This is a genomic window from Bathymodiolus japonicus methanotrophic gill symbiont (genome assembly GCF_019721995.1).
Lineage (GTDB): Bacteria > Pseudomonadota > Gammaproteobacteria > Methylococcales > Methylomonadaceae > Methyloprofundus.
This window is the reverse complement of sequence record NZ_BLYC01000025.1, coordinates 18,457-37,634: the sequence shown is the minus strand read 5'-3', so window position 1 is coordinate 37,634 and position 19,178 is coordinate 18,457. Positions and strand designations below refer to the sequence as shown.

The window sequence follows — 19,178 nt, the reverse complement described above, 5'->3', positions numbered from 1 at the left end:
TGGTGGAGTTGGTGATGAAATACCGAACAACCCTAAGCTAGCCATAGATATAGCTTTATCGCTCGCTATTACGCCTATAGTTGCTAATGCTTTAGAGTTATTAACGTCAGGCATTATGTTGTCCTTGTCTGCACAACTTCATCATCCGCAGTCGTTACGGCTGTTATAGTAATGCCAGTAGATGTTATACCGCCATCGGGTTTAGAAGTTAATGGCTTTGCAGGGTCAAGTGCTAACCTTTGATGCGTTTCATCCAGTTTTGTTGCAGACGATGCTGTAAAACCACCATTGACACTAACTGATACAGGAGTACCGCTTCTAACGTCAATAGTACCATTGGAATTATCAATAAAAGTATTTCGTGCATTTGTATCTCCTATGCGTCCTACACTCATAGTGGTTAATGACATCTTCATTTCACCACCTGCTGTAGCTGTGTTTGTAGCATCTTGTTCAAGTATAGCGGCAGAAGCACCAGAACTAACCAGTAATACACCTTCATTAATGAATATTATCTGTGGCATTAATAGATATTCTTTAGCAGTTAGAATCTTATCCATTTTCCATGCAATGGGTATGAAGTCATCTGCTGTGAATTGCCATATCTTATCGGTTGCACTCCATCTTGGGTCGGATGCGAAGTCCGAAGCTAATCTAATATCTACATGACCAGAGTCAAAAATAAACATATCTGCAATTTTAGTCTGTGCAGTTGTTAATGTGTTAGGTAGTATATTATCGCCATTAGGCTTCTGAAATGGGTACAGACTAATTTTTGCTGTAGCTCCTAACGCTCCTGTAGGTTCAATAACAAAAGGTTTTGACTGGTTAGACTTATGTCCTTTCGCTATTCCGTAGTATTTTACAGCAGGGTCTACAAGGAATGTAACGTTTTGAGTCCCTGTTCCTGTCACTTGTTGATAAATAATACCAGTACGCACATTGGGGTCAAGAGAGAATGGCCATACACCAACACTAGGGTCTGAAACACCCGGTTGACAATCCACTTCTATAACTAGATTAGCTTTACCATCATTTCTAGCAAAGCGCATGTTAGTATGACCTGCAACGGTATCATCAACAAAGCCAGCAAAGGTATCGAATTGAAAGACACCTGTATTTGACTTTGCAATGAAACTATCTTTATCAAGTATAATCTCTTTAGGTGTTGGATCGACAATAGTTGCAGTTGCAGTTGCAGAACGCTTTAATTTCCAGCCAGTTTTAATGGTTATCACCTTACCATCTGTAGTGATAAAATCTTCTGGTATTGTGAAGTGGGTTGCAGCTCCTGAACGCATAGAGTCGTAGAACTGTGAGGCGTTGGCATAGTTTGTGAATATGACTGCGTTAGTGCTGGTGAATTCATCTTTTGCCATAATAGCAGGAGCATTAAAAGCAAATTTATATTCATTAGCTGAGAATGAAGCCTCCCTTAATCCATACTTTCTGAATTGAACACTCATATCCTTATCAATAGTCTGATCTCTAAATGAATTATATGTTCCACTTCCAGTTGGTCTAACTCCCCTCCATGCAGTTAATACATACGTTGAATTATAATTTCCATCTTGATTTTCAATTATAGTGTGGTTATTTGTTACAGTTCCACCGGGATTGACTACTCTATTAGACGATACTCTATACTTGAACCCACTTACATTGTTATTGTCTGTATCTGTAGGTTTAAGTGTTATGGTTCTTTGTATTTGACAAATAGCTGTAGATGCTTGTGGATAACCAACCAGAAAGTCTGGGTCTACTGAACCATCTTTAAAGTTAAGGGTATAAGTTGAGCCAGTATAAGGTTGTACTGAGAACTTTCTTGCTGAACTTGACTGAACAACAAAACCATCAAGTGTTGTGCTATTAACCAGTAACTTAGTAGAGTTAAGTCTATCACCTGAAATAAACCCCCTACCATCTGGATTCATTGATATTTTACCGTAAGTGCTACCAGTCCTAAAACGAAGTGAACATCCGGTTACACTTAATAAGTTAATCTCACCAGTAGGTGCTACACCCAGTCTTGCTTCTGTAGCGTATGTAGTCCTTATACCAATTATATCCACATCATATAACTGTGTAACAGAAGTAGCACTATCAAATGCTAGGTCACCACCATCAAGTAAAAATGTTGCCCCTTTTCCTACCCATCGTCCAGTTCCAGCTACCATCTCAAAAGCTGTTCTTGAGGATGCTGTATGAGTTAAATATATGGATGTTTTCCTAGTGTATGTATTGAATATATTACCTGATACGGTAATTACTCCCCCAGGGTTTGCAACAATCCTTAGGTCATTAGCAAACAGAAGTGTAAATCCACTTATATCTATCTCTGCTTGAACAGAGATATGATCTGTACATGACCATACATAGTCATTTCCACCAACCTTGGTAGCACTAGCCCAGTTAGTAAGCTCAGTAACCATCTCAGCTCTAGTTTTATTGGTTGTAATATTCAATACTGCCATGATATATACTCCTTTAAGACAAGTCGTTCCTTACAAACAGCTTCAAATTAAAATTATTACCTTCTCTAACTGGCATGGATATGTATTCTGATGCGTTCTCAGTGTGTGTAGTTAGTGGATGGTCGACTGCTGTAGTTTCTGCTGTACCTTCTGCCCAAGTTCTTAGAAAGATAGCACAGTGAGCGCGAGGTAATACCCTTAAAACTAACTCACCACGATTAATTACCCAGCTTGGTTGAGTTGCTGCATTAGTAGGAATAGTTAGCTCAGTGGCTCGCATAGGTGGTTGCTGAGCTAATGGCATAGGTGAACCATAAGCAGCACTCAAACGAGAATAAGTTTCAATAAATAATTTTGCCATTACTTTCTTTTATGATAGGGTTTAGTTATATCCATTATATACATAATAATATAGATGAATAGAATATTTTTAAGCTTAATTGCAATATTAATTCCTTTAATATCAAACGCAAGCCCTAGATTCCTTGATTCGGATATGACTTCTAATGTATCCCATCTAGGACAACGTAACTTATCCTTAGTTACTGGACGCTTTCTAACTCAAGATATAAAGAAACAATACGCTAGCCACTACAACTACGGTAATGGATTAGTTATTGCTCACTCAGACCCAAAAGGAAATGTATTCGATTTTGCAGAGTTCTCAGAACGCCTTGGTGATGCTTTAACAGCAATGGGTGAGAAGGATGCAGTTAAAATTAAAGAGAAGATAATCAAGCTAATGCCAGATAGATTCTCTAAAGAACTAACAACTGTAGATGATATAGTTTCTCAACCAGTATGGCAGAACCCAAAACCATCTCAAGATGAGTCTTTTTATGATGGCTATGCAAGGGATAGCGGGGCTGAAAGTGATGATAGTAATAAGAAACACACAAGCTATGAAGACTTTGACGCAAATGAAGAGTTCAAGAAGAGAGAAAAGGCAAAATACAGAGAGCATGATATAGATACTATAAGCATTACACCCGATGGGATACGTGACTCAACAATAACAGATAAAAATGCTCGTGACCTTAACAGTGGAATTGGTACAGAAGTTAAAGTTGCAATTGCCGCGGTTATTGCTTCTGTTGTAGGTGTCGCTAGTTATGGTATATACGTTCTTGTAACTGATGACCACGGTAAAAATGGTCATGATATCCCTCCTTGTAGACACACTAATTGTGAGAATAGAAAATGAAAGTATTAGCATATCTATTGATAGCAAGCATAACCCTGCTACCTTTCAAGTCTTATAGCTCACCAAGATTCATAGATAGAGATCATACAAATAATGTTTACCACCTAGATCACAGACATTACTCATTATTAACTGGACGGTTTCTAACTCAAGACCCTAAAAAGCAATATTCCAGCCACTATGCTTATGGCTCTGGGGATGTTATCGCTCATTCAGACCCTACAGGATTATTCAATATAGAAGAGTTCACACAGGTTTTCCAAGACTTATTGAATGAAGCTGGACAAGATAAAGCCAACGCTATCATGGAGAATGTAGTTAAGCTAATGCCTGAAATAGATAGCAAGCTACTCAGCAATTCACCTGATATTATAGTCACTTCAAACATGCTATATGTAAATCCTTATGCAGAAGGAGTCTACATATACCCACACTTTAAAGCAGACCATCCAGAAGATATGACCATACGAAATCCTGAAAAGGTCAAGGTAACAATCACAAAAACAGTAGAGCCACAACATGGAAGGATAATACTTGGTGTAGTTATAGGTGCATTAGCCATTGGTGGTACTGTAGGCATTATATTAGCAGCACTAGACCTTAAAAGTTTATGAAGAAGACCATAGCTTTACTGCTTATCATGACTAATACGGCTATAGCATCACCAAGGTTTATTGATAAAGAGCTTGATGGGTCAACGGCTCACTTGGGACATAGACACTTGTCACTAGCAACTGGACGCTTTCTAACGCAAGACATTGATAAGCAATACCCAAGCCACTATAACTATGGTAGTGGACATCCAATAACTGAATCAGACCCTACAGGAACTATTAACTATAAAGTAGTTGACGATGCAATAAAACTTCTTGATGATGTAATAGCTAGTGAAAGTGCTGGAGTAATTGAGGATTTACAGCATACTGATGCACCTAATGAAGCAACAAAAGCAACCATACAGAATAGTATTATAACGCCAGATAATATAAGCTTCTCGTTTGGAGACTTCGAGAGCATAACCGTTGAAAGAGAACCAGTAACTAAGGAGGTGAGACAACCGGTAGTGGCAAGACAAACATCATTAGATGTTGAGTTTTATGACGCTAAAGAGGTTAAGATAGAAAATGTAAAGAAAGAGAACAAAGAATGGTCTGCACGCACTAAAGCTGGAATAACTATTGGTGTTGTTGCATTACAGCTCATAGTTGCAGGTGGACTGATAGCAATTTTATTAACTAAAAAGTAAGGTACAAAATATGATGCACTACCTAGAAAGAATGATTACAGAACAAGAAATCTTAGTCGAGAAAATCATAAAATTAACAGACTTCTCGGAAACAGAAAGATACGAACAACTACCAGAGTTTAAGCAACGACTTATTATTAAGCAGTTAAGACTTATGGAAGCTTATAGTAAGGTACTTAGTGCGCGCATTAGTCTTGATGAATCAGAAGATATTGATGTAACTTTTGGTGATGAATAATGCCATACCCTAGCATAACGGCTACTAAAGATAAGCCATTCAAGTTAGGGGGTAGCCTTGTTAATGCAAGGCTATCGCAACTTACACTTGATGATGGTGGCTATATTGAAGTAAGCGCAGACGGTAAATTAATCATTGATGAATTAGTAATCAAGTCAGTAACAGAGCCAACCATACGTGTTTATGGAGTTGATGCAACACCGTATCTAGATGGCAAGCATGGTAGTGATGGCTGGCAAGGAAGAGTAGGTGATAGAGGTACTTGTCTAACTGTTGATGTTGCAGGAGGAGAGGGTGCTAACGGTGGAACTGCTGGTAATGCAGGTTGTGGTCGTGTCGGTCAGAGTGGTTTAAATGGTGCTGATGCTCCTACCGTTATTATTGATATTAAAGCAATCACAAACACTAACAGTATTGATATTTCAGTAGAAAGTAGAGGAGGTTCAGGTGCGAATGGTTCAAAAGGTGGTGCAGGAGGGACTGGTGGAGCTGGTGGCAATGGTGGAATTGTTCAGCCGTGTGGCACTCAGCATTGCAACTCTGGTCTTGGTGGTAATGGCGGTAATGGTGGTAATGGGGCTAATGGTGGTGCAGGAGGGAATGGAGGGAATGGTGGAGATGTTACGGTCTATGTACCTAAGAGCAACACAGGCAAAGTCAGTGCAGAACTTAAAGTCTCTAATCTTGGATTAGGTGGACGAGGAGGTCTAGCAGGACAAGGTGGTGCTGGTGGTATAGATGGCGGAGGAGATGGTCTTGGGTTAGGTTCAACACCAGGCATGCCCGGAAAAACAGTAGGAACAAATGGAAATGATGGTACTTCTGGTGCTGTTGGTAAGATAAACATAACAGAGGTTTAAAATGGATAAAGTAATTAGTGGGAAGTCACCACTTGTATTAACAGGAGATCATGTAAGCGAGCATTATGGAACTGTAACTGTTCAAGATGGAGGCTACATTGAAGTAAGAGCTGATGGATTTGTTACTATTGATAGTCTTGTTATCTCTGGAAATCCTGCTGCACCTTTCATTAGAGTGATTGGTGAGAAAGGAGCTGATGGAGCTTCTGGACAGCATGGTAGAGATGGTAACCATGGTGGAACAGGAGCAAACGCCACATGTTCATCCGGTGGTGGAGAGCCTGGAACGCCCGGAGGAGATGGTGGAGCTGGTGCTAATGGAGCTGATGGTTCAAAAGGAATGAATGGCGAGAAAGGTTCACCTTCCCCTAACCTTAATATAACGATCACTGCAATATCCGGTGAAGCTATGAATGGAATGACCGCTATTAGTGCTGGAGGTGCCGGAGGTAATGGTGGTGATGGTGGACTTGGTGGCGATGGTGGTCGCGGTGGCGATGGTGGTAAATATACAGGATGCGTTGCTTATAATAGTAATGGTGGTAATGGTGGCGCTGGTGGACTTGGTGGACTTGGTGGTTCCGGTGGTAACGGTGGCAATGGTGGAGACGGTGGAGTTGTTACAATCTCTGTCCCACCAGCTTACAACTCTTTATTTTTGTGTAAATCTTACCCAGCTAAAGGTGGTAAATATGGACAGGGGAATTGGTATGGTATAGGTAATATAGGCGGTATAGGTAGAGCTTCTAAGACAGCAAGGAATTGTGGACTGTCTGGTTCACCTGGACAAATAGTAGGAGCTTCTGGAACGTCAGGAGCTTCTGGAAGTGTAGGAACTATAACTATTAAATAGGTTAATATAAATGAATTATATAAAATCAATATTACTACTGTTTTCAGCAATACCTTTGCTGGCAATGCAGTATCAATCAAGGGCTGATGACTTTACGCCTTATATGCCAATTAAAGGCAAGTTCACTGTAGATGGTAAGGGGGCTGCTAAGTACAGTATTCCTATTGAAACAGTAAAAGCAAAATTACAACCTAACTTATCATTGTCTTATAACTCACAATCAGGTGGTAGTTATGTCGGTAATGGTTGGAGCTTAAATGGCTCACCAGCTATCCGCATGTGCTCACTTAATAAGAGACAAGACAATAAGTGGTCTAACATCATGATTAACATGGGTGTTGATAACTATGCAGTCAATCGTTTCTGCCTTAGTGGCTCAAGACTATCTGTAATTGCAGGTGATTATGGAGCTGATGAATCACAATATCAAAGTGAATTGATGGGTAAATACATTATCACTGCTAAAGGTAAGTGTGGTGATGGTCCATGTTCTTTTGAGGTTAAGAACTCAGATGGAACGATAGATGTTTATGGTGGTGATGCTAACTCAACAGTTCAATTTGAGAACAAAGACATTCTTATTTGGGGAATGAAAACCCATACAGATAAGTTTGGTAATCAAGTTGCTTACACTTACGAGCCTAGCGACAAGACAAACGTACTGTATCCTGCTGAAATAGATTACTTCTTTAATGCAGACAAGAGCGACTCAAGAAAAGTATTGTTCACTTACACTGCAAAGTCTGAAACTAACAGACAACAAAAGAGAATTGGACTGGGTGGTTATTCATTCAAACCAGATAAAGTATTATCAAAGATTACTACTCAGGATTTAAAAGGTGTAGCAGTCTTTAACTATGACATGACTACTGTGTATGACAAGTTCTCTGATACTTATGCGCTAACCAAGCTAACAAAAACGTCAGGTGATGGAAAACAGTCATACCTAGATCATACTTTTGGCTATAAAGACTATCAGCCCGGAGTTCCTGATTTTGTAGCTAATAACACTGTAACAATGCCATCTGATGGTGAGGATTGGAATGGAGTTAAAGTCGTTATTATGGACAAATACGGCGATGGGATATAATGGTGTTGGTATTATCAGTAATGAAAACAACAATGCTATGTTCAGTTTCGCTAGTGGTGATAAGGATGGCAAGCTTACATTAGCAGAAGACAGAATGGAGTTGGGTAGATTCTCACCAACTGATAAGTCTGAGGATGCTTTTACATTCATGGCTTTTGATAAAAACGGTGACGGCTTAAACGACCTTGTTAAGATAATTAAAGGTGATGATGGTATTGCTTATGCTAAAACTTTCCTTAGCTCTGCTGGTAAGCCTAACTTTGATGCAGACCCTATTGTCCAGAACCTAGGCAATAAGTATGTTGATACAGGTAAGATGCGAGCTACTTACACAGGGCGTGATATTAATGGTGATGGACTACATGACATTGTAGTTATGATGCCACATACAGATCAGCCTACATCAACTTATGATATTGTTGTTCACTATGCTGCTGTTGCTGGTGGGTTTCCTACTCATGATGACATTAATGGACAGATTGAGAACACTGTTATTCCTACTGTAGATCAGTCAATCAACTTTGCTGATTATGACAAAGATACATTATCAGACTTCTTCTTACTTAAAAAATCAGATGACAGTATCCTAGCCACTCCTTTATATAATAGACAGGGTAAATTCCTTGCACCTAATGGAGGTTCAACAAAGGATATTGCACTGGGTAGTGCTGGAGACTGGAAAGACTTACCAGCTTATAAGTTCTTGGACTTTAACAATGATGGTTTAAGTGATTTAGTTAAGTTCAACTTTAGCAAGACTCAACCAGTTACAGGTAATATCTACATGAACACAGGTAATATGTTCGGGGATATGCTTTCTGGCTCTGGTGTTGGTGATAATACTACTCAAGTGTTTACATTAACAGAAGCTGGAGAAGATGAAGCAAATGCACACAATACAACATTTGTTGATATTAATGGTGATGGTCAGCCAGATATATTAAAGTATCTTGGTGGAGATGGTGACCCTAAAGACCCAACAAAAACTTACTTTGATACATTCATTCATACAGGTAATACCTTTGCAAAAGGAAAAAGCACCAATCCGTTTGGAGCGCATACTCGTAATGTTGTATCAAGTATGGGTGATAATCCTTTAGCTTCAATAGTAAGTGTTACACAGCAATCTGGTCAAGTAGATGTTAGTGTTTTCATGAATACTATCGAGCCACCAAGACAAGAGCTTATTAGTATTGATAATGGAGCAGGACTTGTTTATGGCATTGACTATGAGAAGTTATCACCTTTCGTTGACTATGCAAACATTAAGCAACCTACCTATCCAAACATACTTTTAAGTAAAGTTAGAATGGTAGCATCTGGTTATTCAGAGACTAAGAATAAAGGTACATCTTATGGTTACTCTGTAGCTCATACGTTTGACTATATGTTTCCTATCTACAATAGACATGATTGGATGTTCTCTGGATACTCAAAAGTTCAGGAGTCTATCAAGTCTTTAGATAAGTTTATCTTGTCAAGATACTCTAATACGTATCCTACAAGAGGAAAGATATTAAGCAAAACAGTTGGACAACTAAGTACTGGTGTTGCATTCACTCAGAAGGAGAGCACTTATAACTCTATACCACGTTATCCTAAGGTAGACCCTGCTGTATCACTTGTCTATAAAAGTGGAATGGTAAGCACAACCTATCAGGACTCAAACAGTGGTAATGAATCACCTATTGCCTTTCAGAAGACATACACATACGGAGTCGATAGTGTGTGGGGAGTTCCATTATGGAGTTCAAGTCAATATCTTGGAGGTGAAGCTCTGTTTAAATGCTACCGTTACACAGTTAATGATGGTGGTAAGTCTATCTTTACAATAGGTGATAAGACAGGAACACTGTTTACAACTGATAAGACTCAGTGTGATGCGTTTGCAGGTAATAAAGCATTCAACGCTCCATATAAGAGAATAGATGCTGATCTTGACTTGTTATTAACTCAGTACTCAACTGATGGACTATTCAATCCTATTATGGATATGGTCTATTCAAGTGAGAACAAAGGTTATGCAACCAAGAGTTTAGTATATGACAAGAAAGGTAATGTCATTCAGACTACAGAGTCTAAAGACTATACCGACTTAACAGGTAAGTATCCTAAGAAAGAAAACCTTGTTGTTACAGACTTAACTTTCGATGCTAACGGTTATGTATCTAAACAGAATCAAGGTGGACTTGTTACTCTATCAACTGTTGACCCACGATTCGCAACTAAAGTGAGCAGCACTTCTGTTAATGGAGCTGTTACAACACATGACCTTAATAGTCTTGGTAGTGTTATCAATACAAAACTTAATGACTTCACTGTAAGCTCAGTATCTTTTGGCTCTGATGACGAAGGGTCTATTCAAGTCGGTTGATAATTTTGTTGCAAAAGGCGTATTAACCAAGAAGAGTTACGTTGATGGCAAGTCATCTGTATGGAAAGACACTACAACAACTAATGGCAATAAGCTTCTAACCAGTGGTGAGCTTGGTTTTGACTCAGACTCAGGACAACTTGTAGCTAAGTTTGCTCCTTACTTTGATAAAGCAGACGCTCAAGTAATTCAAATATCTTATGACAAGCGTTGGATTAAAACCCAAGAAGTGAGAGGTGATAGAATCAATCAGTTCTTACATAGCTTTTCTAAAGATGTTGCTACGGTTACTCATAAAGCTAATGACCCTACAGGTAAGTCTAAAGATGTTGTGGTGAGAAACACTCAATCACATGACTTTGTTAAGCGTACTAAAACCAATGCTCAAGCCGATGGAACAAGCACTGTTGGTACTTATGACATGGTAGGTAATCTGGTTAATGAGGTTGACTATCGTGGTCTTGTATCTACAAAAGCTTATGACTCTAATAGAAAGTTTATTGAGAATGTAACGCCTGATTCTGGCAAAGAGAACTATACCTATAGCGCAACTGGTAAGCTTATTAAGCATACACGAGGTGGTATTTCTAATGACTATACATACGATGCTCACGATAGAATCATTAATCGTGTACGTACAGATGTTGGTCAACACAGTGTTATTGATTACACATGGGACACAGCTGTTAAAGGTTCATTTAACCAAGGTATGCTTACAAGTATGACTGATGGTGTTGTTAAGGTTGATATGAACTATAACAAAGATGGTCATCTATCAGATAAGGTGTGGAGTTCTTCAGGTAAAAACCTACAGTCCTATGCCTACACATACTATGACGGTGGATATCCACTCTCTGTTACTTACCCTGATAAGTCTTTAGTGAACTACAGCTATAACAAGACTGGTGAGTTGAGCAATTTTCAATATAAAGCATCAACTGATAAGTCTTTTCCAGAAAAAAGCACAGTAAGCTTTAGCAACTATGGTATTAACTCTAAGCCATTACTTATCTCTTACGGTAAGAAACTGGCAATGACTAAAACTATTGATGGCTGGGGTCGCACTCTTGTTGACTCTTCTGCTAGTGGTAGTAAGACAGTATCTGTAGTTAAGTACTCATGGGATAAAGCAGGTAATATTGTATCCAAGTCAAACAATGGTGATGATACTACCTACACTTATGATGCACTTAACCGGTTAGTCACTGCTGATAACGCAAGACGCAAGTTAGTGTACAAGTATGACGCTAATAACAACTTGCTTCAAAATGGTGCTAATACGTTTGTTATGGAAGCTAAGACAAATAGACTAGCAACTGGTGTTATTGCAGGTAAGCCTATTACTTTTCAAGTATGATGCTAACGGAAGACTGTTAGGTGATGGTGAAGAGACTTATGAGTATGGAGCTAGTGGTAGACTTGAACGCATAACTCATGGAACGTCAGTCACTAACATTGGTTATTTTAATCAGATCAAAGTAAGTGATGACTTGGCATATTATCTTGATAACGGCTACGAGATACGTAAACAAGGTACAGTTAAACGTATCAAGGCTTTTAAGCAGTCTTTATTAGTTGTTAATCCTGATGGAACAAGTGATTATGTTATCCCTGATAATTTGAACAGTCAGTTAATGACTATTGACAGTTCAACTATTAAGCCAACATCAAACTTCGAGTATGAACCTTACGGAACATCACATGAAATCAAATAAGTTAGGACTTTTAATATTCCTTGCTTATTCATTCAACTGTAATGCTGAATATGTAGGCTCAAGATTTATCGGTCTTGAGTCTATACATAACTTGTCACACCTTGGAGAGCGTCATTATTCGCGCTCTCTGGGGCGTTTCATTACACAGGATGGATTTAAGCAATATCATTCACACTATAACTATTTAAATGGTAATACTCTAGCTAGTTCAGACCCTTATGGTCTTACTGGTGGTGATAAGAAGAAAAAGATAGCTCCAGCAGAAAAACACCCTGGAGGTGCAGAAGGTGGTGAAGCTGCTGCTGTAATTGAAGTTCTTGAAGACGTGGCTGATACACTTGAAGGAAATATTAATAAAGAAGATGTTAAGGGTGCTATACCAAAACAGCCATTTCAAAAATCTGCTAGGGTTGGTAAGACTGGTTCATCTAAAGGTAAAGCCGTTATTGAATCTAGTAATGGTCCTAAAGAAACTTATCCTTTGACAGAGTTCTTAGACCCAACAAAGCCTGCTACGGATGCTTCTTTAGATAAAGGTAAGCTAGTCATTGTTAGAGCTGATGAACTAGATCATGGACAGATACATAATGAAAGACAAGGACGTGGTCGTGCTGGCTCTAATAAGAGTGGTAGCAGTGGTAGAAGTGCTAACAGTAGGACTGGTCTTCTTGAAAATAACCCAATAAGTGGTTTTGCAATAACTGGAATGAGAGATGGCTTTGTTTTTAATTCTGGCGCAACATTCAACAGGATTGAAACCGATAGACTTGCTGCTGGTAATCCATCTAGTGGAACAGATGGATATGACACGTTTAATAATGTTGGTATTGAAAATGACCAGTATGAATATGATGACGCGCCTACAAATCATAAAATACGTAATCGTGTGCTTATAGGTGTTGGAATTCTAGGTGTTGCTGGTGGCGCTATATTCGGTATTGTAGAGCTTGTAGGTAATAAGAAAGCACCTGCACCTACTCCTCCTCCTTGTGTTAGAACTATAGATAACCCTTGTACTTAGTATGATGAAAAAAATAATCCCTTTTCTTTTAACTCCGTCAATAAGTGTAGGGGCGCAGTTTCTTGACCGTCCTTATTATGGGGATTTGGTGAGCCTTGATAACAGGTATCATAACCATAAGTTATCGAGGTTCATTACTCAAGATGCTATGAAGCAGTATGCTAGCCAATATGTATATGGTGATGGTTCAGTTATCTATGGTTCAGACCCTACAGGGAATATGAAGGCAGGAGATGCTAGTGGTTTCCTTGATGTATTCGAATCACATCCATTAGAAGATAAACGTAAATTAATAACTGAGGATATAACTAAACAGAAATCTGGTAATAAAAAACGCAATGCAAAGGACTCTGATAGTGGATACATACAAGCAGATAATGATATTTCACATAGAAGGTCATCAAGTGAGGTAGATATTCACTCATGGATACAGACAGATAGAAACTATGAAGGTACTCAAAGCGAAGGCTCAGGAGACTATAAAGATAGTAAAGGTCATTTAGGTATGCGTAATGAACAGGTTAAGAATGCACTAAGCAAGGGCATAGGATGGCATGAATCAACTCTTGATAATATAGAGGATAAAATATCATTAGAGACTAACTCAGCAAGATATAGACCAAAGAACACTTCAGGTATGTATAAAGTATTTAGAGAGTCATTGAGTGCTGATATTGGACAAGAGGTAAAAGCAAAGGTTCGTGCAAGAATGATTGAGGAGGGACTAGAGAGAAGAGCTTCAAGACTAGAATCAGCTAAGGGCTATTTGATTGGAGCGGGTATTGGTGTGGTTGTGTTTGGAGGTGGATTTACAGGGCTTTACTTCTTACTACATCATTGACAACGTCCTTGTCATCAATGTAGAGAACTAATTTATTTTATTCATTAAGTCTTAGTTCTATGTAGGTTGGTACATCAACAGTCCTAGCTTCATCAAATACTTCCTTCATAAAATCATTAAAGACCCACTCATTATCCTGAGAAATATCATTAATAAATGCAACTACAGAACAGTTTTCTGTGTCAGCAATGAAAGAATTTGCATCAGCCATATATAATGTATTATGGTTATAGATATAAATCTGCTTTACTTCTTTAAACTCAGGGTCTGATTCTGCGCATGAGTATCTGTAATGGTAACCATCATCCTCAGCAAAAGCACTTAAAGATAATGACATGATAAAGGATGCTACCAATGCTGTTATTACTTTTTTCATATTTGTTCCTATATTTAATTAATTTAATTATTTATTCTGTCTTATATTTATACTCTACAAAACAGCAGAGTATTATAACTAACATTCCAAGAATGGTACAAGGTGAAATATCAATAGACTACATTTAACATAAACTTTATTATATAAAACAATGAATAAGATAATATCAGGTTCTTTGCTTTTAATAGCAATGCAACCATCTATGGCGGCAAGGTTTATAGATCAAGATAGTATTGACGGAACAAGCGTAACGTGCATGGAGTACAGATGCTATTCCAATAAGCTTGGTAAGTTCCTTGCTCAAGACCCTCTAAAGAAAAGATACTCTCACTACGACTACAGCAGAGGGAATCCAATAAAGTACTCAGACCCTACAGGACAGGCATTCAGCCTTGCAAGCATCATAACAGAAGCTATTGCTGGACTAGGGATAGGTGCAACAATAATTATAACAATTGTATCTGATGGTGCAGCAGCTCCATTGCTTGAGGGTGAAGTAAATGAGATCACTGCATTAACAAGTGAAAGTGTTGCATCAACAGCAGAAGGGTTATCAAGCGCAGCAAATACAGCCGGAAGCGCAGTAGATAATACAGAGTCTCTAGCCAATGAAATTGTAACCAGTGTCGATTCGTCCGACGGAATGCAAAGCGCAGAGACAGGTTCAGATATGAATCTTGATAGCCAAGAAAATGACCCAAGAGAAATGGATAGTGATAAAGATGCTAAAGAAACCGATAACTCTTTTAAAGAGAAATCTCCAGAACATGAAACAGATGAAGGTTACGACTCTGAACCACCAGATGATGATGGAACTGAAACTAAAGGTGATGAAAATAAAAGCGAGAAGGAAAATAATGCTGAGAAAGATAAAGAGAAAGATAGCGACAAAGACAAGGCTACTGATAAAGAACCTGAAAAGAAAGACTCACTCCCTATGCGTATGGCTAAAAGGGTTATTGGTCTCATAAAGAGTGGTAAGGAGCTTATATTCTTTGGAGGACTCTCGTTTGCACCACAAATATATAGCGAGCTTAAACCAAAACCTGTACCTCAACCTAAACCACCACCAAAACCAAGATGAATATAATACCATTAGTCTTTGCACCTATAGTAACGACAGGTGCTTTCCTAGGTAATCAATCAGAAGGCAATCTTAGTTATCTAAACGCTAGATATATGAGTCATAGCACATCACGATTTATTACTCAGGACAGAGCAAAACAATATGCTAGCCAGTATGCCTATGGGGATGGCTCAGTTATCGCTTATTCAGACCCTACAGGGATGATGTGGGAGATAGAGAATGTGATAAGTAATGCTCAAGTGGCTGTAGTAGAAGATGCAGAAATAGTTGTCAAAGAAGATTTAGTGAGATTAGAAGTTCCTTTACTATCTAAGTCATTAAAGTTTGACAATGAAGTTATCCATGGAAACCTAGCAACAACTCATGCAGAGTATGAACAACTGATGCAAGAAACTTATGCACATAACCATCATGTGCTTATGGTTGACGTTGAGAAGAACAAAAGACAATACCAAGAGATACTAAAACAGTTCACGACTCGAAAGGCTAAAGGTTTGTTCTCATTCAGACAGTCATTAACAATGGAATCAAAGGCTGAGCTTACAGCACTCGTTAATCAGCCAGAACGATTCCTTACAGTACCATCACCTGAATATCAGAAAGAAATATATGAGGGTGTTGCAGAAAGAAAGATTAGAGCATTCATTGATGCAAAGAAAAGAGAGACATCACACACAATGCAGGAGTATGACAAGGATATTATCCATAATGCAGAGCATGCCCTGTATAAATATAATACTCCTGAAACAGAAGATACAATAAATGCTTTAGCTAGAGTAAATAAAGTAGACCCACTAGAAATGAAAAAACGATTAATCAATGAATTACTAGGTAGGGAATAATGGATATAACAGGACTTGTGCTTGCACCTATTATAACGTCAGGTGCGTTTCTAGGGCATCAACCTATCGATAACTTAACGTATCTAGGTAATAGGTACATCAACCACGGTACAGCTCGTTTCATCACTCAGGACGATTATAAGCAGTATTATAGCCATTATAACTATGGTTCTGGGAATGTTATCGCTAGTTCAGACCCTACAGGTAATATGTTTATGCCTGGCTTTGATTTAGATAAGTTAATAGATGAACAGACAACAAGTGATGATGAACTGATGGCTCAACGTGAACCAGAAGATTTACTCATATCAGAAAATAAAAAGAAAGTTAAAGCTAAGAGAAGAGGAGCTAATGTAACTAATATAAAGAACGCCATCATGGCAAGTAATGACGAGGTAGGTATTCTGCTTAAAAAGGATAATCAGGACGATTACTACAAAAGCAAAGCAAGGGAATTAATATCACTTGATAAGTCAATGAACATAACTGTAACGCAACAAGTAGAAAAGCAATTACATGGAGCAAGAATACAGACATACGATTTGCATGAATTAATAAAGAACTCAAAGTACTACAACAACATGGAGTATAAAAGAGTAGTAGCAGCAGTGAAAGGAAACACTGCAACTATTGAGGATATTATAGAGCACAAGAAGTTCAGGGATACATTGCATTATGTAGATAAATCAACAAAGACTGAGATACAAAAAATATCAAGGCATTCAGGAAGAAGCTATAGCGATATTTTAGACACACTAGTCGATCACTATATGAAATGGTAATCACATGAAACTATACCACGCATTATTATTAGCCCCCTGTATCAGCCATGCTGGGATGTTTATCGATAGAGATGATATAGGCAACCTAAGTTATCTAGAATCGCGTCATTTAAGCCATACGACCTGTAGGTTCTTAACTCAAGACAGCAAGAAGCAATACTCTAGCCATTACAATTATGGCTCAGGTAATATCATCACTCATTCAGACCCTACTGGTAATATGATTGCTAGTAATTATGTAGATAGCATTGAAAGTCTTACAGCAGAAATGGCATCAAGTGAAGATGACACATTATTGAAACAAAGAGTCAATAGCTCCATTCTCTATAGCAGAACGCCCACTAGACCCTACTAAGAAGCTTGTATCAGTAATTAAGTCCTCAGGTACCGGTCAAGAGTTAAGGGTCGAGGTTTACGACAATACAGCCTTTAATAAGATCAAGGCAAAACAGCTATTGTCTATGTCAAGATCATTAAAGATGAATGCTCGGATGGGACTTGAGGAATACTTCTCTGATAGCGTCAGCCAGGCAGAGTACAAGAAAATGATAGAGACAACTGTTACTGTAGATAAGCTAACCTTCAAAGAATTAACTCTTAAAAGAAAGAACGCACTATTAACACAATCAGAGACTCAAAAGCTCGCAGAGTATCACTCGATATTATCACTTAATACTTTAGAGAATGAAGCTAAGATAAGACTACTAGCAAACCAAAACGGTAAGTCAGAAAACGATATGCTAGCTGAACTTATTGACCACTACATAGAGTATAAAACTAAAATTAAATGGGAAGCAAAAAAGTAGGTTTTCGGAATCTACCGCGACACTGCGACACTGGATTCCGGAAAACTCCTAGGAAAGAAAAAAGTACCAGTGTTATAATTAATATAATGACTTATATGACAATATAATACTTATAATCCACAGTATTTAATATAATTATAAATTATAAAAGTCTTTGGTGTTTCAGTGTCGCAGTGTCGCGTTTCTCTATAAATAAATAACAATCAATAACTTAGAGTGCGACACTGCACTTAAATCTAGTGGATCAGTAGTGGCGCAGTGTCGCGCTAATTGACCAATAATTATACAAAAACGCGACACTGCGCCACTACTGCGACACTGAAATATATTCCACTGGATCATTAAGGGATTAGATAAGTCATTGATATTGACCCTTAATTGCGACAAGAAAATAAAAAAAATAAAAGTTTCTGGAATCCAGTGTCGCAGTGTCGCGGTAAGGCATTAAGTAGTTAATAATCAATAGCTTAGAGTGCGACACTGGATTTCAAGGTATTAGAATAGATAATGCTGGTTGTCGATGTCTAGCCAACTGAATGTGGTATAATATGTACTCAATTAAAAAACAGGATTAAAGATGAAAGAATTAACAGCACCACAATACAATAACCAAACAGTTGCAACTCTTGATGTTCTAGCTAAATTTCTTGGTACTTCTAAGAATACATTACAAGGAAACCTACAAAAGAACCCTGAAAAATTTATTGAAGGTAAGCATTTTTTCAATGTAAGTCATGAAGATCTCAAGTGTACTACTAGTACACTTGGGGAAGTATTTGATTATAAAGGAAATACTGGATTACAAGTATGGACTGAACGAGGTTGTGCTAGATTATCTAAACTACTTCGGACTGATGAAGCGTGGGACTTGTGGGAGGAAATGGAGGACAGCTACTTCAACGTATCTACTAAACAAGAAAATGCAATTAAACGCGACAAACATATTCTTGATAGAATGTTATGTAATGAAGGTTCTGTTCCAGATGGGTATTTCAGTGTGTTTGAAGAAACCACTAAACTAATTCACCTATTGCATTGCTCAGATATTGGATTTCCTAAGAATGCTATACCTGATATATCAGTTGGTAAAACTTGGTCTAAGTTTTATAAACATAATCGTTTAGATGATAATTGTTCAGATGTAAAAATAAAATACCTTCATTTTTACCCTGAAAGCTATAATCAATCAAAATCAAATCCACAAAAAGCATATTGCTATTCATTTGAACACCTAAAGAAATTCAGATGGTGGTTTAAAAATGAATATATAGTTAATCATTTACATGAATACTTAAAGAGAAAAAAAGTATCTACAGATGAAATTATTAGTATACTAAGTTGCGCATCAAAACCAAAAAGTCTTAACTAA

Annotated in this window: 20 protein-coding genes; 17 read left to right on the top strand and 3 right to left on the bottom strand. The window is 38.0% G+C overall.

What is annotated here, in order from left to right; translation table 11 throughout:
- Window positions 1–113: 113 nt before the first annotated feature.
- Together K6984_RS21890 and K6984_RS21885 are read right to left on the bottom strand one after the other, a co-directional pair.
- On the bottom strand, window positions 114–2,474 hold the full coding sequence (locus K6984_RS21890; RefSeq protein WP_221897431.1) for a hypothetical protein: 2,361 nt from the start codon (window positions 2,472–2,474) through the stop codon (window positions 114–116).
- A gap of 13 nt (window positions 2,475–2,487) precedes the next feature.
- The gene (locus K6984_RS21885; RefSeq protein WP_221897430.1) at window positions 2,488–2,835 is read right to left on the bottom strand and encodes a hypothetical protein; all 348 of its coding nucleotides are present in this window, start codon (window positions 2,833–2,835) and stop codon (window positions 2,488–2,490) included.
- 54 nt (window positions 2,836–2,889) lie between these two features.
- Here K6984_RS21885 and K6984_RS21880 point away from each other — a divergent pair, with 54 nt between their 5' ends.
- Genes K6984_RS21880 through K6984_RS21825 form a run of 12 tightly spaced genes read left to right on the top strand, consistent with a single transcriptional unit; the run spans window position 2,890 to window position 13,916 of the window.
- On the top strand, window positions 2,890–3,678 hold the full coding sequence (locus tag K6984_RS21880; RefSeq protein WP_221897429.1) for a hypothetical protein: 789 nt from the start codon (window positions 2,890–2,892) through the stop codon (window positions 3,676–3,678).
- The gene (locus K6984_RS21875; RefSeq protein ID WP_221897428.1) at window positions 3,675–4,292 is read left to right on the top strand and encodes an RHS repeat-associated core domain-containing protein; all 618 of its coding nucleotides are present in this window, start codon (window positions 3,675–3,677) and stop codon (window positions 4,290–4,292) included. The genes K6984_RS21880 and K6984_RS21875 overlap by 4 nt, the downstream gene beginning before the upstream one ends.
- The gene (locus tag K6984_RS21870) at window positions 4,289–4,924 is read left to right on the top strand and encodes a hypothetical protein (RefSeq protein WP_221897427.1); all 636 of its coding nucleotides are present in this window, start codon (window positions 4,289–4,291) and stop codon (window positions 4,922–4,924) included. Before K6984_RS21875 ends, K6984_RS21870 begins: the two co-directional genes overlap by 4 nt.
- 31 nt (window positions 4,925–4,955) lie before the next feature.
- Window positions 4,956–5,162: a crAss001_48 related protein gene (locus K6984_RS21865; RefSeq protein ID WP_221897426.1), complete on the top strand. Its 207-nt coding sequence runs from the start codon at window positions 4,956–4,958 to the stop codon at window positions 5,160–5,162.
- Window positions 5,162–6,022, top strand: a complete 861-nt coding sequence (locus tag K6984_RS34515) for a hypothetical protein (RefSeq protein WP_263458833.1) — start codon at window positions 5,162–5,164, stop codon at window positions 6,020–6,022. The genes K6984_RS21865 and K6984_RS34515 overlap by 1 nt, the downstream gene beginning before the upstream one ends.
- A 1-nt stretch (window position 6,023) precedes the next feature.
- The gene (locus K6984_RS21855; protein ID WP_221897451.1) at window positions 6,024–6,875 is read left to right on the top strand and encodes a hypothetical protein; all 852 of its coding nucleotides are present in this window, start codon (window positions 6,024–6,026) and stop codon (window positions 6,873–6,875) included.
- Window positions 6,876–6,885: 10 nt separating this feature from the next.
- Complete coding sequence (locus K6984_RS21850; RefSeq protein WP_221897425.1) at window positions 6,886–7,965, top strand: SpvB/TcaC N-terminal domain-containing protein; 1,080 nt, start codon at window positions 6,886–6,888, stop codon at window positions 7,963–7,965.
- Window positions 7,955–10,339, top strand: a complete 2,385-nt coding sequence (locus tag K6984_RS21845) for an FG-GAP repeat domain-containing protein (RefSeq protein WP_221897424.1) — start codon at window positions 7,955–7,957, stop codon at window positions 10,337–10,339. Before K6984_RS21850 ends, K6984_RS21845 begins: the two co-directional genes overlap by 11 nt.
- Complete coding sequence (locus K6984_RS21840) at window positions 10,302–11,696, top strand: hypothetical protein (protein ID WP_221897423.1); 1,395 nt, start codon at window positions 10,302–10,304, stop codon at window positions 11,694–11,696. Before K6984_RS21845 ends, K6984_RS21840 begins: the two co-directional genes overlap by 38 nt.
- A complete protein-coding gene (locus K6984_RS21835; RefSeq protein WP_221897422.1) occupies window positions 11,665–12,054 on the top strand; it encodes a hypothetical protein in 390 nt (129 codons plus the stop codon). Before K6984_RS21840 ends, K6984_RS21835 begins: the two co-directional genes overlap by 32 nt.
- Window positions 12,041–13,075 carry an RHS repeat-associated core domain-containing protein gene (locus K6984_RS21830; protein ID WP_221897421.1) on the top strand — a complete coding sequence of 345 codons (1,035 nt, stop codon included), beginning with the start codon at window positions 12,041–12,043 and terminating at the stop codon, window positions 13,073–13,075. Before K6984_RS21835 ends, K6984_RS21830 begins: the two co-directional genes overlap by 14 nt.
- 1 nt (window position 13,076) lies before the next feature.
- Window positions 13,077–13,916, top strand: coding sequence for a hypothetical protein (locus K6984_RS21825; RefSeq protein WP_221897420.1), 840 nt, complete (start codon window positions 13,077–13,079; stop codon window positions 13,914–13,916).
- Between the two features lie 37 nt (window positions 13,917–13,953).
- Here the strand turns inward: K6984_RS21825 and K6984_RS21820 are convergent, their stop codons facing one another.
- A complete protein-coding gene (locus tag K6984_RS21820; protein WP_221897419.1) occupies window positions 13,954–14,292 on the bottom strand; it encodes a hypothetical protein in 339 nt (112 codons plus the stop codon).
- 151 nt (window positions 14,293–14,443) lie between these two features.
- On the opposite strand from K6984_RS21820, the gene K6984_RS21815 reads away from it, so the two are divergent.
- From K6984_RS21815 to K6984_RS21795, 5 genes are all read left to right on the top strand, one after another.
- Entirely contained in the window at window positions 14,444–15,376 is a 933-nt protein-coding gene (locus tag K6984_RS21815) for an RHS repeat-associated core domain-containing protein (protein ID WP_221897418.1), read from the top strand.
- Complete coding sequence (locus K6984_RS21810) at window positions 15,373–16,221, top strand: hypothetical protein (RefSeq protein ID WP_221897417.1); 849 nt, start codon at window positions 15,373–15,375, stop codon at window positions 16,219–16,221. The genes K6984_RS21815 and K6984_RS21810 overlap by 4 nt, the downstream gene beginning before the upstream one ends.
- On the top strand, window positions 16,221–17,003 hold the full coding sequence (locus K6984_RS21805; protein WP_221897416.1) for an RHS repeat-associated core domain-containing protein: 783 nt from the start codon (window positions 16,221–16,223) through the stop codon (window positions 17,001–17,003). Before K6984_RS21810 ends, K6984_RS21805 begins: the two co-directional genes overlap by 1 nt.
- A 455-nt stretch (window positions 17,004–17,458) precedes the next feature.
- Entirely contained in the window at window positions 17,459–17,809 is a 351-nt protein-coding gene (locus K6984_RS21800; protein ID WP_221897415.1) for a hypothetical protein, read from the top strand.
- A gap of 577 nt (window positions 17,810–18,386) precedes the next feature.
- A complete protein-coding gene (locus K6984_RS21795; protein WP_221897414.1) occupies window positions 18,387–19,178 on the top strand; it encodes a BstA C-terminal domain-containing protein in 792 nt (263 codons plus the stop codon).

Bases quoted from the DNA above. Each gene is read 5' to 3' on its own strand.
- K6984_RS21865 (WP_221897426.1), top strand. From the start codon at position 4,956: ATGATTACAGAACAAGAAATCTTAGTCGAGAAAATCATAAAATTAACA.
- K6984_RS21830 (WP_221897421.1), top strand. From the start codon at position 12,041: ATGAAATCAAATAAGTTAGGACTTTTAATATTCCTTGCTTATTCATTC.
- K6984_RS21885 (WP_221897430.1), bottom strand. From the start codon at position 2,835: ATGGCAAAATTATTTATTGAAACTTATTCTCGTTTGAGTGCTGCTTAT.
- K6984_RS21810 (WP_221897417.1), top strand. From the start codon at position 15,373: ATGAATATAATACCATTAGTCTTTGCACCTATAGTAACGACAGGTGCT.
- K6984_RS34515 (WP_263458833.1), top strand. From the start codon at position 5,162: ATGCCATACCCTAGCATAACGGCTACTAAAGATAAGCCATTCAAGTTA.
- K6984_RS21820 (WP_221897419.1), bottom strand. From the start codon at position 14,292: ATGAAAAAAGTAATAACAGCATTGGTAGCATCCTTTATCATGTCATTA.
- K6984_RS21825 (WP_221897420.1), top strand. From the start codon at position 13,077: ATGATGAAAAAAATAATCCCTTTTCTTTTAACTCCGTCAATAAGTGTA.
- K6984_RS21890 (WP_221897431.1), bottom strand. From the start codon at position 2,474: ATGGCAGTATTGAATATTACAACCAATAAAACTAGAGCTGAGATGGTT.
- K6984_RS21815 (WP_221897418.1), top strand. From the start codon at position 14,444: ATGAATAAGATAATATCAGGTTCTTTGCTTTTAATAGCAATGCAACCA.
- K6984_RS21870 (WP_221897427.1), top strand. From the start codon at position 4,289: ATGAAGAAGACCATAGCTTTACTGCTTATCATGACTAATACGGCTATA.
- K6984_RS21850 (WP_221897425.1), top strand. From the start codon at position 6,886: ATGAATTATATAAAATCAATATTACTACTGTTTTCAGCAATACCTTTG.
- K6984_RS21880 (WP_221897429.1), top strand. From the start codon at position 2,890: ATGAATAGAATATTTTTAAGCTTAATTGCAATATTAATTCCTTTAATA.
- K6984_RS21845 (WP_221897424.1), top strand. From the start codon at position 7,955: ATGGGATATAATGGTGTTGGTATTATCAGTAATGAAAACAACAATGCT.
- K6984_RS21875 (WP_221897428.1), top strand. From the start codon at position 3,675: ATGAAAGTATTAGCATATCTATTGATAGCAAGCATAACCCTGCTACCT.
- K6984_RS21805 (WP_221897416.1), top strand. From the start codon at position 16,221: ATGGATATAACAGGACTTGTGCTTGCACCTATTATAACGTCAGGTGCG.
- K6984_RS21855 (WP_221897451.1), top strand. From the start codon at position 6,024: ATGGATAAAGTAATTAGTGGGAAGTCACCACTTGTATTAACAGGAGAT.
- K6984_RS21795 (WP_221897414.1), top strand. From the start codon at position 18,387: ATGAAAGAATTAACAGCACCACAATACAATAACCAAACAGTTGCAACT.